This window comes from Pseudomonas sp. TE3910 (assembly GCF_056279025.1).
This window is the reverse complement of the sequence record NZ_JBWBQN010000001.1, coordinates 2345305-2358764: the sequence shown is the minus strand read 5'-3', so window position 1 is coordinate 2358764 and position 13460 is coordinate 2345305. Positions and strand designations below refer to the sequence as shown.

Annotated in this window: 15 protein-coding genes and 1 pseudogene; 10 read left to right on the top strand and 6 right to left on the bottom strand. The window is 59.0% G+C overall.

Annotated elements, in window-relative coordinates:
* Nucleotide 1: 1 nt before the first annotated feature.
* The 3 genes from ACZ9H3_RS10660 to ACZ9H3_RS10650 form a co-directional block, all read right to left on the bottom strand.
* Nucleotides 2–460, bottom strand: coding sequence for a tripartite tricarboxylate transporter TctB family protein (locus tag ACZ9H3_RS10660; RefSeq protein ID WP_065761113.1), 459 nt, complete (start codon nt 458–460; stop codon nt 2–4).
* Nucleotides 461–556: 96 nt separating this feature from the next.
* Entirely contained in the window at nt 557–1537 is a 981-nt protein-coding gene (locus ACZ9H3_RS10655; protein ID WP_065761112.1) for a Bug family tripartite tricarboxylate transporter substrate binding protein, read from the bottom strand.
* A 33-nt stretch (nt 1538–1570) separates the two neighbouring features.
* The gene (locus ACZ9H3_RS10650; protein WP_065761111.1) at nt 1571–2860 is read right to left on the bottom strand and encodes an OprD family porin; all 1290 of its coding nucleotides are present in this window, start codon (nt 2858–2860) and stop codon (nt 1571–1573) included.
* A 201-nt stretch (nt 2861–3061) separates the two neighbouring features.
* Between ACZ9H3_RS10650 and ACZ9H3_RS10645 the strand changes: the two genes are divergently transcribed.
* Nucleotides 3062–3733 (top strand): response regulator, encoded by a 672-nt coding sequence (locus ACZ9H3_RS10645; protein ID WP_102052650.1) that lies wholly within the window; start codon nt 3062–3064, stop codon nt 3731–3733.
* Nucleotides 3726–5105 (top strand): sensor histidine kinase, encoded by a 1380-nt coding sequence (locus ACZ9H3_RS10640; protein ID WP_099775639.1) that lies wholly within the window; start codon nt 3726–3728, stop codon nt 5103–5105. The genes ACZ9H3_RS10645 and ACZ9H3_RS10640 overlap by 8 nt, the downstream gene beginning before the upstream one ends.
* On the opposite strand, the gene ACZ9H3_RS10635 is transcribed toward ACZ9H3_RS10640, so the two are convergent.
* Nucleotides 5102–5911 (bottom strand): HDOD domain-containing protein, encoded by an 810-nt coding sequence (locus tag ACZ9H3_RS10635; protein ID WP_330523176.1) that lies wholly within the window; start codon nt 5909–5911, stop codon nt 5102–5104. The genes ACZ9H3_RS10640 and ACZ9H3_RS10635 overlap by 4 nt on opposite strands.
* A gap of 61 nt (nt 5912–5972) precedes the next feature.
* A complete protein-coding gene (gene ygfZ, locus ACZ9H3_RS10630) occupies nt 5973–6914 on the bottom strand; it encodes a CAF17-like 4Fe-4S cluster assembly/insertion protein YgfZ (protein ID WP_065761107.1) in 942 nt (313 codons plus the stop codon).
* A gap of 134 nt (nt 6915–7048) precedes the next feature.
* Between ygfZ and ACZ9H3_RS10625 the strand changes: the two genes are divergently transcribed.
* Both ACZ9H3_RS10625 and ACZ9H3_RS10620 read left to right on the top strand, forming a co-directional pair.
* Nucleotides 7049–7303, top strand: coding sequence for an FAD assembly factor SdhE (locus tag ACZ9H3_RS10625; protein WP_476220695.1), 255 nt, complete (start codon nt 7049–7051; stop codon nt 7301–7303).
* Nucleotides 7287–7739 (top strand): protein YgfX, encoded by a 453-nt coding sequence (locus tag ACZ9H3_RS10620; RefSeq protein ID WP_476220693.1) that lies wholly within the window; start codon nt 7287–7289, stop codon nt 7737–7739. The genes ACZ9H3_RS10625 and ACZ9H3_RS10620 overlap by 17 nt, the downstream gene beginning before the upstream one ends.
* Here the strand turns inward: ACZ9H3_RS10620 and ACZ9H3_RS10615 are convergent.
* Nucleotides 7708–7899 (bottom strand): annotated as a pseudogene (locus tag ACZ9H3_RS10615) (L-aspartate oxidase); the annotation flags it as partial. The gene ACZ9H3_RS10620 and the pseudogene ACZ9H3_RS10615 overlap by 32 nt on opposite strands.
* Nucleotides 7900–7942: 43 nt before the next feature.
* Between ACZ9H3_RS10615 and ACZ9H3_RS10610 the strand changes: the two are divergent.
* The 6 genes from ACZ9H3_RS10610 to ACZ9H3_RS10585 all read left to right on the top strand — a co-directional run bounded on the left by ACZ9H3_RS10610 (nt 7943) and on the right by ACZ9H3_RS10585 (nt 13458).
* Nucleotides 7943–9376 (top strand): tyrosine-type recombinase/integrase, encoded by a 1434-nt coding sequence (locus ACZ9H3_RS10610; protein WP_476220691.1) that lies wholly within the window; start codon nt 7943–7945, stop codon nt 9374–9376.
* A gap of 130 nt (nt 9377–9506) precedes the next feature.
* The gene (locus ACZ9H3_RS10605) at nt 9507–10043 is read left to right on the top strand and encodes a hypothetical protein (protein WP_476220689.1); all 537 of its coding nucleotides are present in this window, start codon (nt 9507–9509) and stop codon (nt 10041–10043) included.
* A gap of 88 nt (nt 10044–10131) precedes the next feature.
* The gene (locus tag ACZ9H3_RS10600) at nt 10132–10767 is read left to right on the top strand and encodes a hypothetical protein (RefSeq protein WP_476220687.1); all 636 of its coding nucleotides are present in this window, start codon (nt 10132–10134) and stop codon (nt 10765–10767) included.
* A gap of 782 nt (nt 10768–11549) precedes the next feature.
* Nucleotides 11550–11951: a hypothetical protein gene (locus ACZ9H3_RS10595; protein ID WP_476220686.1), complete on the top strand. Its 402-nt coding sequence runs from the start codon at nt 11550–11552 to the stop codon at nt 11949–11951.
* 50 nt (nt 11952–12001) lie between these two features.
* Nucleotides 12002–13003: a hypothetical protein gene (locus ACZ9H3_RS10590; protein WP_476220684.1), complete on the top strand. Its 1002-nt coding sequence runs from the start codon at nt 12002–12004 to the stop codon at nt 13001–13003.
* Nucleotides 13004–13257: 254 nt separating this feature from the next.
* Nucleotides 13258–13458, top strand: a complete 201-nt coding sequence (locus ACZ9H3_RS10585; protein ID WP_476220682.1) for a hypothetical protein — start codon at nt 13258–13260, stop codon at nt 13456–13458.
* Nucleotides 13459–13460: the final 2 nt, after the last annotated feature.

The following is a 13460-nucleotide window of genomic DNA, read 5'->3' as shown; positions in this document are numbered from 1 at the left end:
GTCAATTCTCCAGAATGTCGAGCAGGCCAAGGGGCAGCGGCACATCCATCACCCGGTCGAACAACAGGTACAGGGCAATGCTCATCACGCCGATGATGGCGGCGCTGGGCAGCCAGCGACCGCCGTACAGACGTGCCATCGGTACACCGATCAGGATGCTGCTGAGGATGAAGCCCAGCGGCTCGAAGGTGGCTGCGAAGACCAGTAACAGCAGTACACAGACGCCGATCTTGTTCAGCGTGGCGCGGTCCAGCGCCGGTTCATCGTCGCTGTGCACGATGGGGGTGGGGCGAAACAGCAGGTACAGCAATGCTGCGCTCATCAGGCCAAGCATCAGCAGGGGATAGGCGCGGGGGCCGACCGGTTCGTAGGAAAAGGCGGCCTGGTAGGGCCAGGCCATGACGGCCAGGACGGCGCATGCCGCCAACAAAACGAAGGCGAAGAGTCGTTGCAGGATCATGGTGAATCCTCTTTGGGGCAGGGGATCGCCGGCAAGGCTGACGCCTACGGGGCGGTGTAGGTGCCTTGCCAGCGATAGGCTTTCTGGATAAGCGGGTTACTGAACCAGGCCGAATTCCTTGGCCAGGGCCTTGTAGTCCGCCACCTGTTTCTTCACGTAGGTGTCCAGCTCATTGCCCGTCAGGGCGAAGGGGAAGAGTTCGCGCTGATCACGCAATGTGGCGAAGTCTTCAGAGGCCAGCAGTTTGTCGAAGGCGTCTTTCCACCAGGCATATTCTTCGTCTGTGACCTTCGGCCCCAAGTAGAAGCCGCGCACTACTGGCCAGACAATGTCGTACCCCTGTTCCCTGGCGGTGGGGATGTCTTTCATTTCCGGCTCGTCCAGGCGCTTTTCGGCAAACACCGCCAGCAGGCGCATGTTGCCGCTCTGGATGTGTGGCATGGAGTCGGAAATGTCGGTACTGCCCACTTGAATGTGCCCACCCAGCAGTGCCGTGGCGATTTCACCGCCGCCTTCCAGCGCCACATAACGCAGGTCCCGCGGGTTGATCCCCGCAGCCTTGGCGATCAGTGCGGTCTGCATCCAGTCCTGGCTACCGACGGTACCGCCCGAGCCAATCACCACTTTGCTCGGGTCTTTCTTCAGTGCCGCGACCAGATCGTCGAGGGTCTTGTAGGGGGAGTCGCTCTTCACTGCAATGGCGCCATAGCTGGTGCCGACTGCCGCCAGCCAGCGTACGGCGTTTTCATCGAAGCGACCGAACTTGCCTTGGGCCAGGTTCAGCAGCGAGCCGCTGGACCAGGCAACCAGGGTGCCCGCGTCGGCGGGGCGCTGGGCAACCACGGCGTTGTACGCCACGGCGCCGACACCGCCGGGCATGTAGGTCACGCGCATCGGTTTGGTGAGGATTTTTTCGTTGACCAGTGCGCTCTGTACCAGCTTGCAGGTCAGGTCGAAACCGCCACCGGGCGAAGCCGGGGCGATGCATTCGGGGCGTTTCGGTTCGCCAGCCAGGACATGGCCGGCCAGTAACAGGCAGCTAGTGGCAAGGGCAATACGGCGCAGGGAAAAGGTCATGGTCATTCTCCTCGGATATTATTGTTATTGGGCTTACCACAGCGCCACGTTGTAGCTCACCAGCAGCCGCACTTCGTCGGCGTCACGGGCGAACGACGAGCGGTAGGTCGCGTTGCGCAGGCGTACGGCGACGTTCTTGAACGTGCCGCTCTGGACGACGTACTTGAACTCGCTGTTGCGTTCCCACTCCTTGCCCTCGCCGCCGTTGGCCAGGCTGACATTGTCGCCGTTTATGTAGCGGCTCATGAAGGTCAGGCCAGGTATCCCCAGCTTGGCGAAGTCGTAGTCGTAGCGCACCTGCCATGAGCGCTCATCGGCACCGGCGAAGTCGTTGATCTGGACGAAGTTCACCAGGTACGGGTCGGAGCCGTCGACATACGGGAAGGCGCTGTCACCGGACATATGCTGGTAGGCGGCGCTGAGTTTGTGCCCGTTCAGGGCGTAGCTGAGCAGGCCATTGAGCGCGGTGTTGTCGATCTTGCCGCCACGGGCCTGGCCCTGGTCATCGCTGAAGGCCATACGCAGGTCGGCGCCGAAGGTGCCTGGGCCCATCGGCTGGCTGGCGAGCATGCCGACGAAGTGCTGGCGGTACACATCGTCGAGTTGGGCGTAGTGGTAGCTGCCGGTGATCCGATCGGTGAACCGGTAGTCCAGGCCCGCCATGTCGAAGTGGTTGCCGGCGACGGTGCCGAGAAAGCGACCGTTCTTGTTGTTGAGGGCGATGTCTTCCTTGTTGGTGTCGTCGCGGTCCTTGGCCTTTTCCAGGCGACCGCCCGTAAAGGTCAGGTTCTTGATTTCCTTGGAGGTCAGCAGGCCGCCCTCGAAGGTTTGCGGCAGGATGCGCCCGTCATTGGGCTGCAGGGTCGGCAGTTCGGGGATCAGCGTACCGAGCTTCAGTTCGGTGGCGGAGATCTTCACCTTGCCGGTCAGGCCCAGCTTGGAGTACTCATCGGCGGCATAGCCATTGTCGTGGGTCGGCAGCAGGCCGGTGCCGGTACGGTCGGGGCTTGAGTCGAGCTTGATGCCCAGCATGCCCAGGGCGTCGATGCCGAAGCCAACGGTCCCTTCGGTGTAACCTGACTCCAGGTTGAGCATGAAGCCCTGGGCCCATTCGTCGCGTTTGGATTGCTGGGCGCTGGTGCCGTCGCGAAAGTCACGGTTGAAGTACATGTTGCGGGTTTCAAAGCTGGCACTGCTGTCTTCGATGAAAGCGGCCTGGCTCAGCGGTGCAACGCCAGCAAGGGCGAGTGCGCTGGCAATAGCGGTAGGGCGGGTACGCAAATGACGGGTAGGCGCGAACGCCTGCAGCTGCATCGACAGCATGGTGGATCACTCCGTTATTGTTCTTATTAGCGCGAGCCTTGAGGTTCGCTTATCGGCTTCCAGAGAGGGCCGTGAAGGGATGCTATGAGGTGAAGCTTTCACTAACCTTTCAATGCACTTTCATTGCGACGATGGCTTCACAGTGGTTGTCTCGGCTGTACACTCCGCGCCATTGACCGCGACGTAACCGGGGAAAAAACGATGCGTGTTCTGCTCGTCGAAGACCATCTGCAACTGGCCGAAAGCGTGGCTCAGGCACTCAAGGGCATCGGCTTGACCGTCGATATGCTGCACGATGGCGTGGCCGCCGACCTGGCCCTGGCCAGTGAGGAGTATGCGGTGGCCGTGCTTGATGTCGGCTTGCCGCGCATGGATGGCTTTGAAGTACTGGCGCGCCTGCGCGCACGCGGCAAGAACGTGCCGGTGCTGATGCTGACTGCGCGAAGTGACGTCAAGGATCGGGTGCACGGCCTGAACCTGGGCGCCGACGATTACCTGGCCAAGCCGTTTGAGCTGAGTGAGCTCGAAGCGCGGGTGAAGGCGTTGTTGCGCCGTACGGTGTTGGGAGGGGAGCGCCAGCAGCGCTGCGGGCCACTGGTCTATGACCTTGATACCCGGCGCTTCACTTTGGGTGATGAGTTGCTGACACTGACCTCCCGCGAGCAGGCAGTGCTTGAAGCGTTGATCGCTCGCCCTGGGCGGGTGATGAGCAAGGAGCAGCTGGCGGCGCAGGTGTTCGGTCTGGATGAGGAAGCCAGCGCTGATGCCATCGAAATCTACGTGCATCGCCTGCGCAAGAAACTCGATGGTCAGCCAGTGGCGATCGTTACCTTCCGGGGGCTCGGCTACCTGCTTGAGCACCGCGATGCGTGACTCAGGAAGCCTTCGCGGGCGGCTGCTGTGGAACCTGGCGCTGCTGCTGGTGGTGTTGATGGTGGCCAGCGGCCTGAGCGCCTATTGGAACGGTCGAGAGGCTGCCGACACCGCTTACGACCGTACACTGCTGGCCTCGGCGCGAACCATTGCGGCCGGGCTGTCCCAGCGCGACGGTACCTTGAGCGCTGATGTGCCTTATGTAGCGTTGGACACCTTTGCTTATGACAGCGCCGGACGTATTTACTACCAGGTCAACGATATTAATCAGCGTTTGATCTCCGGCTACGAAAACCTGCCGCCACCACCACCGGGTACGCCGCGCACTGACGACTACCCGGCGCTGGCGCGTTTCTACGATGCCCAGTACCTGGGGCAGGACGTACGCGTGGTCAGCCTGCTCAAGGCGGTGAGCGAGCCGAACATGAACGGCATGGCCGAAATTCGTGTTGCCGAAACCGAAGAGGCGCGGGTACGCATGGCCCGCAGCCTGATGGCCGACACCTTGCTGCGGCTAGGGATGCTGGCGATTGGTGCGTTGTTTCTGGTGTGGTTTGCGGTGAGTGCCGCGCTGCGTCCGCTGGGGCGTTTGCGCCGAGCGGTAGAGGAGCGTCAGCCGGACGACCTGCGACCGCTGCCGCAGGTGCAGGTGCAACGAGAGCTTGGGCCTCTGGTGCGCGCCTTGAACCACTTCACTGAGCGCCTGCGCGGGCAGTTTGAGCGTCAGGCACAGTTCATTGCCGAGGCGGCCCATGAACTGCGTACACCGCTGGCAGCGTTGAAAGCGAGGGTCGAGTTGGGGTTGCGCACACAGGAGCCGCAGGTGTGGCGTGACACTCTCGAGGCAACCGCGCAAAGCACTGACAAACTGACCCATCTGGCCAATCAGTTGCTGTCGCTGGCGCGGGTGGAGAACGGTGCCCGGGCAATTGCCGAAGGCGGGGCGCAGCTACTCGACCTCAGTCAGTTGGCGCGTGAGTTGGGGATGGCCATGGCGCCATTGGCTCATGCCCGTGGTGTGGCGCTGGCGCTTGAGGCCCCGGAACCGGTGCAGTTGCGTGGCGAACCAACCTTGCTCAGTGAGTTGCTGAGCAACCTGTTGGACAACGCCTTGGCCCATACCCCACCCGGTGGCAACGTGATCCTGCGGGTCATGGCCCCGGGTGTTCTTGAGGTGGAGGATGATGGGCCGGGAATCCCGGCGGCCGAGCGCGAGCGGGTCTTCGAGCGGTTCTACCGGCGTGGCGCGCAGGGCACCGGCCTGGGGCTGGCCATCGTGGGTGAAATTTGCCGTGCGCACCTTGCCCAGATCAGCCTGCACGATGGTGAAGGTGGCGGCCTGAGGGTGCGCGTCAGCTTCACCCCGGGCTAGCGGAACATGTGCCGAGCGCTGAGCAGGTCGCTGCTCAGCAGGGGGGTGTTGGCCGGCAACTTCAGGTGCGCGTAGGCCGGCAACGAGGTGAGGGAACGCTCGCGTCCGCTGGTATCGCTGATGGCGCGAGCAATCTGGACGATATCTACGTAATCGATCTGCTGGGTCCGGCGGTCGAGGTCCTGGGTCAGGCTTGGCAGTTTTGCCAGTTGCTCAGGGAACTCCCAGACACTGAGGATCTTGTCGCCCAGCGCGGGATGAATCTGCTCGATGATGTGGTTCAGGCATACCGGATCGGACAGCAGTTCGTTGTGTTCTTCGGCGTAGGTGAGAATGGGCAGCACGCCGATTTGGTGAACCAGGCCGGCGAGGGCGCCCTGATCAGGCTTGAGGTTGGTGAAACGTAGGCAGATTTCATAGCTGATGCCTGCAACCTCCAGGCTTTTTGCCCAGATTTCGCGCATTTTCTGCTCGACGACTTCTGAGCGCGCATGGAAGATCTGTTCGATCACCAGGCCGATAGCAAGGTTACAGCTGTAGTTGATGCCCAGGCGCGTGATGGCTGCTTGCAAGTCGGTGACTTCGCAGGCTGCGCGTAGCAGTGGGCTGTTGACCACCTTGATCAGGCGCGCCGAAAGGGCGGCGTCGCGGCGGATCACTTTGCTCAGGGTGCTGACGCTGATCTCGCTGTCTTCGGCCGCTTCGCGAATACTCAGGGCCACCTCCGGCAGGGTCGGCAGCACCAGGTCGTCGTTGTCGATGGCGGTCAGCAATTGTGCTTCGACCATCTTTGCCAGCGTGTTCATTGTGATTCTCTACCGCATTCAATGAGGGCCCTGACGTACTGTGCGGCAGGGCGGGGCTGGCTCAACGCTGGATTTCGCGGTCGCGATCCAGCTCATAAGGTAACGACAGCAATTGCAGGCTCGGGCCTTCCAGGCTACCCAGGTGCAGGTTGCCGTCTTCTGCTGCGTCGGCCTGGAGCACAGCCAGCAGTTCGCAGCCGTGTTCGCTGCGGGCCGCCAGCACCACCTCGCCAACGGACGAGGCGTGTACCGGAGAAAACAGTGCGCTGCCTGGCTCTGGAAGTGGGCCGTCGATCAGGGCCAGACGGTACAGTCGGCGCTTGAGCTTGCCCAGGTACTGCATGCGCGCGACGATTTCCTGGCCGGTGTAGCAGCCTTTCTTGAAGCTGACACCGCCTACCGCTTGCAGGTTGATCATCTGCGGGATGAACAGCTCGCGGGTCTGCGCCATGACCTGGCCAATACCGGCGCGCACCTGGCCAAGCAGCCAGTCGTTCAGCTCGCCTGCTGCCAGGTGGGCGGCCAGGTGGCTGCGTACCTGGTCGGCATTCGCCGCCGGGCACCAGAGTTCAATGCGGCCTTCCGAGACGGCAATTGCCATCAGCCCATCATGAGCTACAAATTCGTCGGGCTTGGCTGGCGCCGTGATGCCAAGCCCTTGCAGCGCCTGTTCAGCATGGCTCAGGCCGAAGCGAACCCAGGCGGCGCTTTCGTCGGTGAGCTTGGCCTTGGAGAACACGGCGTACTTCTTGAGGTCCGCCAATTGTGGCTCGATCAGCTCGCTGGCCATGGCCAACACATAGCCGTCAGCCTGCGGCAGGATGCGGAAGCTCGACTGCATGCGGCCCTTCTGCATGCAGCGGGCACCCAGGCTGGAGGTGTGTTCATTGAGGTAATTGATGTTGCAGGTCAGTTGACCTTGCAGGAACTTGCCGGCGTCCGAGCCGCGGACGGCGAGGACGCCCTCATGAGACAAGGTGCAGAAAAAAGCGGAATCGGCCATGGGTCATCGCAGGGTGATAAGACTGGGGCTCATCATAGAGCGCCGTCGGAAAAATAGGTAGGTGAACTAGACCAATGCCTTGTGCCTGGCCTTGCCTACCCTTGTATACTGGCGGCCTATTTGAGGAGGGCTCCATGGTCGAACAATCTGAACTCAACCGGCTCTTTTGGCACAGCCGCCGTGGCATGCTCGAGCTGGATGTGCTGCTGGTACCTTTTACCCAGGAAGTCTATGCGACCCTGAGCGAAGCGGACCGTGAGTGCTACCGCAACCTGCTGGATTGCGAAGATCAGGACATGTTCGGCTGGTTCATGGAACGTACCGAGTCCGAAGACCCTGAGCTGCAGCGCATGGTTCGCATGATCCTGGACCGTGTCCAGCCCAAGTGACCGCTTCGAATGTCGCTGGCAAGCCTCTCGGGGGTTGCTGGCGGCCTACCTGTTCGGCCAGCTGTCGGCGCTGCTTGCCCTGACCCTGCTGGAGCTTCCCGTTGTCGTGCGCTTACTCGGGGCTGCCCTGTGCCTGTTGCATGGCGCCTGGGTGTTGCCGCGGTATATCGTATTGACTCATCCCCGTGCGTTCAGCCGTTTGCGTAGAGACGCCCAGGGCTGGCATCTGTGGAACCCTTCACAGGGCTGGCAGTCGGTGCAGTTGTGCCGTGACAGCCTGGCGTTGCCTGGCCTGGTATTGCTGCGCTTCAGGCGCGCTGGGCGACGCTGGACGGAAAGCCTGTGCATTCCCTTCGGCGCGCTGGAGCCGGTGCAGCACCGGCGCCTGCGCGTGCGGTTGAAGTTCAGTCGGCGTAGGTGGGCGGCAGCAGAATAGTGTCGCGTGCTTCTTTCAGCATCTGCGGGTAGTCCAGCGTGTAATGCAGCCCGCGGCTTTCCTTGCGCTGCATGGCTGAACGTATCATCAGCTCCGCGACCTGGGCCAGGTTGCGCAGCTCGATCAGGTCGCGGCTGACCTTGTAGTTGCTGTAGAACTCGACGTGATGAGGCTAAACCCAATGGATACAGGGGTTTCAGCCGATGACCATCAATCCACGCTCCCAAACTGGGACAAACCTGTTACAAACTGCCCTCGCCAAGCCGTACCACTATCGCCGCTCTGGTCGCTATTACCTTCGCATTCGCCCTCAAGGCACCGCTAAGGGCTTCTACACGCTATCGCTCAGGACCACCGACAAGGCCACCGCTATGACCATCTCGCAAGACATCCTCTCGACCCTCAAGGCTTACCACTTCGACAACCCAGAGGCGTCATGGGATGAGCTGAAGGAGCGTCTCGTGGACATCGCTGAGTCCTGCCTGATGATGACCCATGGTGATAGCTCGCTGGTCGCCTACGAGATGATTAACGATGAGCACCATCAGGCACTCAGTGATGCCAGCGCCAAGATGTCCCTGAGCGTCAATCAGCAACGGGCTATCAGCAAGGCACTGGAGATCATCGAGGCATCACAAGAGCGCCTGAAGGGCAGGTCGGGGAAGCTGGTGGAGATCGTTAGGGACCTGAAGGGTGAAATATGTAGCACGCCAGTGGCCCTGTCTCCGTCCCTATCTGTATTACCGTCTGAGCCGCTGACCTTCAAGGCCCTCTCTGCGCTGTACATGGAGGAACGCAAGGACAGTATTCAGGCCAGCACCATGCGGGATGTGAGATCGTCCTGTGAGGCAATCTCTACGATCCTCGGTGACTTGGACTTGAAGACCCACACGCGGGAGGACATGAAGAACCTTCGAGACAAACTCCTTGAGGACCGAAAGCCATCGACGGTGAAGAAGCTACTGACCCGGCTATCAACTGTTATGGACTGGGCTGTACACAACGGTTACCTCGATAAGAGCTTCGATAAGGGCCTGAAGCCAACCAAAGGCGCTGAAAGCTCCCGTGAAGCGTTCTCTCAGGATCAGGTTAAGGCCCTTATGGCTCGCGCTAAGACCCTGCCAGTAGACGCATGGCAGCGCTGGGCGTTGTCCCTTGGAGTCATCACTGGGACCCGAATCGAGGAACTCAGGCAGCTAACGAAGGCAGATGTTAAGCAGGTCGGGGATGTTTGGGTCATCGACATCAATAGGAACGATGGCAAAACAGCCAAGACCAAGAATGCGCTTCGTGTCATCCCGTTGTCCGATGGCGCCTATGGGTTCGACCTGAAGGCTTTCCTTGAGTTTGCTGCCAAGGCCGACTCACGGTTGTTCACGCTGGGTGCTGGGCGATTCTCCGAGTTGCTCAATGGTCTGATCCGTGATGTCTTGAGCGTGAAGGCTGATCGGACGCAAACCTTCCATTCGTTACGGCACTCGCTGGCTGGTGCCTTGAAGGCCGCTGAGATTCCCGTGAGCACCGCTGAGTCCATCTTGGGGCACGCCTCCGGGTCGATCAGCTATGACCTTTACGGGGCAGGGAGTGCGGTTGAGGTTGGGCGGATGGCTGACGCGCTGAAAACAGCCTTGCGTTAATCGCGCAGGAAACATTCCTCATAGCATCTGTGCAGGGTCTCAGAGGGTTTCTGTGGGACACCTCATGAGCATCTGGGAAGGCGTTAATATAGCTACAAGATGATTGCAGTAGTTTGGAGAAGGAAGGCATATGGAAACAACAAACGAAGCGAACTATATCAAATGGCTACTTACCGACCAGATGATTGACATAGTGGCGGCCGTGAGTATGGGGCGAGAGATTATCAACCAATTTAAAGAAAACAGGCTTACGACCCAGCAAGCAATGGGAAGGCTCCGAGTCTGCAATCACTCGATTACTCTTACGCTCTTCAAGCTACACGAATTACGCAAGAAATATGGCAAATTCCTAAACACGCTACCACGCGAAGAAACAGCAGGTCTTTTCAAGGATGCTGCTGACATTGAAAACAAAAAGATTTGCAAATTTCGGAATAGCTATGCTGCTCACATTTTTGACAAAGACACACTAAAGCCTATCTCAATGCAAAAGGGTGAAGAGCTTTTAAACTCAATCACCGGGAAGGACAACGACCAGTGCGAGGCCTTTTACGATTGGCTCTACCCTCATGGATGGAGCATCGAGAAGCCTTGTGTTGTTTCCAGCATCGAGCGTTTAAGGGCGTATTGCCGCCAACTGCCAGGTGGTGAGTTAGAACGTCCTTAGGCGGTAACGCAGGCAGGGTCAGATAAGGTGTCGTTAAAAACCCTCACTATGGCTGCACGTTCGCAGCGGCCATCTGAGGACCACTTCCATGACCCTGCTCACCCAACCCGGACCACTACACCGTTACGTTGATCACGAAACTGGCACCATCCTTCACGTTGACCCAATCACCGGCGAAGTCATCATCCGCAAGGATATGGTCCGACCGGCAACCCTTGAAGCCCAGTATCAAGCATGGGTCGCAGAGCGCCGAGCCGATGAGTCCCTCTCTGAGGACCACCAGAAAGCTGCCAAGGTCCTTGCCAGCGAGACTCAAACGCAACCCCAAGAGACCCCAAGCGATGAGCCTAAGCGAGGCCGTGGACGCCCAAAGGCGACCTTCGCTAATCCTGTCGCAGCCTATATGTACCTCCTTGCGATTCCCGATCCGCTGCCATGGGTAGACGACATCGTTACTGGGTCGATCATCACCAGTGCCGGAGTAACCAATGGGAAGATCAACGTCAAAGCCCGAGCGGTCATCGGTGCGCTGTTCCTTTCGGAGATCACAGCGGACGCCTGCAAGACCAATGAGTATTCCTTGAGAACCGCCCAGCGGATCGCCAAGGCTGCCCGACACGCTGCCCATGGGATCGCTTCGTATGTAGAGAGACACCCAGACATCAAGGCTGAAATTGTGGCCGAGGTGGGCGCAGAGGCTCTATTCCGGGGCTTGGCGACTTAACGCCGGATAATATAAAGAAAATCTCAACGACCATCTTCAGGTCAAAGCATCGACCAGCTCATCGACCAGACCCAGAGGGAGAGGGAGAGGGAGAGGGAGTGTTAATTACAACTCCCCTCATCTCAAAGGGCATCTTTAAGACCATCTCAAAGGAGACCTTCCAACATGACCAGCATTGTCTGCCCAGCTAACTCACGCCTCACCGAACAAGATATGTCAGTCTTGTCTAATGTATTCCCTCGACCAGCTCGAACCCAGCTCATCGAGTTGCGTCGTGCCCTTAGTGACCATCGCTCCAACTTCAGGACCTATAAGGATGGACAGGTCGCTTTTGACATGGATGGTCTGGCCCAACGGGTCCTCGCTAAGTGTCCTCAAAAGACTCTCGACCGTTTGAACCAACTACTTGAACAAGGGTTGTGTCTTCAAGCCATCGCCTCGACTCACTTGAGGATTCCATTGAGTGGCTCTGAAGGAATCTCACTCACAACTTAAGGGCGTTCGTCAAGACTGTCGTTAAAAACCCTCACTATGGGTAAGACAGGAAGACCAACAACAAAATAATTTCCTCGACCCTGCACAACAGCCGTCGCCACGGTTGATCCCTTCGATGCCCTTCAGGCTTGCCATGTTCTGAATCAGCGTCATCAACACCACTTGAAACCCAGAACCTTTTGATCGTCCTTGAAGATGCCCATGCAGGCTTTCTCCTTGGCCGTCTGGTCGTGCGCGTCTATGGCGCAAGGACGAATCAAAGGGTCACCTCAAAGGAGATCCAACCCATGAAAATCACCATCACCAAAGTCCTGAAGAACGAAGTCACTGTGTCGGGCCAGACCCTGAGCCGTGAGTACGTCGAGAACATCATGTTGCCCATGCTGGTCGCCCAGTGCGGGACCGTGAAGGGCCGTCAATTCGAGATCGTTAAGGTGTTCGATGAGGCTGGTCTGTCGCTCCAAGCGATTCCCGATGTCGCCCGAGAGTACCGCCAAGACCAATACGAGAAGGCCCAAGAGAAGGCTCGTTTGCAGGCTGAGGCTAACGCCCACGCTGAGCGATGCCGTGAGCATACGCCTCGTGAGATCGCCCAGGCGAAGGCCGACAGGGAAGCCCGAGCGGCTGCCATTCGTGAGCATGGTGCTCGCATCCGTGCTGCCACCCGTAGCAACAGCAGTGGCTGGTAATCAAGCCGGTACCGACACCACTTCATTCATTAATTCAGGAGACAACAATCATGACTAAGCCATTCCAGTACACCAAACCTTCGACCTACACCACTGCCATTGCCGATGAGCACACCGGGTCGATCCGATTCAACACAGCCGATGTCCGTCCCGAGACCCAAGCGGCCACCGATGTGTCCGTCTATGTGGAGGCCCTCGTGGAGGCCGCTGAGGACTGCCTGAACGGCGATGAGTGGCGAGAGGAAGCCATGGAGAGAACCCCTTGCGAGTTCCGTCCGGCAGGCTCTGAGGCCACTGGTCAACAGATCATCACAATGGCCGACCGTAGCGTCAGCTTCGACCCTCGCAAGAACTGGGATAACCAGACTGTCGAGAAGGGCGAAGTGCTGGCAGGGTCGATCATCTTCACCGAGGCGACCGACACGGCATTGGTCATCAGCCACCGTGCCACCATCCTCGACCACAATATTCAGGCTGGCTTTACCGTCCAGTCTATGGAACAGACCGCTGAAAAGATCCTTCGTGACATTGAGCTTAATGCCGCTGGCAAGATCGCAAAGATTCTGTCCACTGCTCCAAGCACCGAGAGCTTCTCTCAGGCCATGCCAGCGGGTAAGCCTGTAGAGATCGCTGAGGACCTTATCGACATCTTGACGACCCGTATCAACCAGACCGTAGGCACTTCCCTGTCTGACTTCGTCATCCTGCTGCCTGTGTCTCTGGTAGCTGTTCTTGAGCGTGCTGCTCAGCGTGCAGGCGTAGAGGACATTGAGGACCACATTGGCACAAGCGTGCAGCCTTACTCTGGCACTGACTATGGCCTGTTCCTGCTGCCCAAGATGTTCACCTCACTGAGCTACCGTGAGCGTCAAGACGGCAATGTCTGGCGTATCGAAGCGACCCGCAACCCGAATGCCCAATGCTGGGACATCGAAATCATGGCTGTCGTAGACATTGTGGCTAACGGCAAAGTGAAGGTGAAGCTGACTGCTGATGGCCTCCAGACTGAGGCTGTGGCATTCCCGCTGGTCACCAACATCAAGCTGACCTGATCGCTGATTTATGAGAGCCCCGTAAGGCCGACCCGTTGAGGGACCGGCAGGGGCACGTTAATGCCCTCAAATCTGAGGCCATTGAATCCGCTTCACCCTCTGGAATTTCCAAAGACCTATCTGCCCGTCGCTGGGCATCCATCAAACACAGTTCTTCTGTTTGCTCTCTGTGCCACCTACCAGAGCCCGTCATGGGGCCTGTGTGCTGGTCCGTGGGAGCGAACTCAGAGAGCAAACAAAAGGAAAACATGACCATGAAATCAATTAAACGCATTGCCCATCTGACAACCGTTAGGACCATTGACGCCGAGCTGGCTAAGGCCCCTGAGGGTTCCGCAAAGGCCCGCCTACTGGCCCAAGCAAAGGCCATGGGGATCACCCTTGAGCAGTTCGAGGAATGTGTCTATGACGCCGTAGCGGCCCTTACAGACGCTGACCCAGTGGTGGGAGTGTGAAC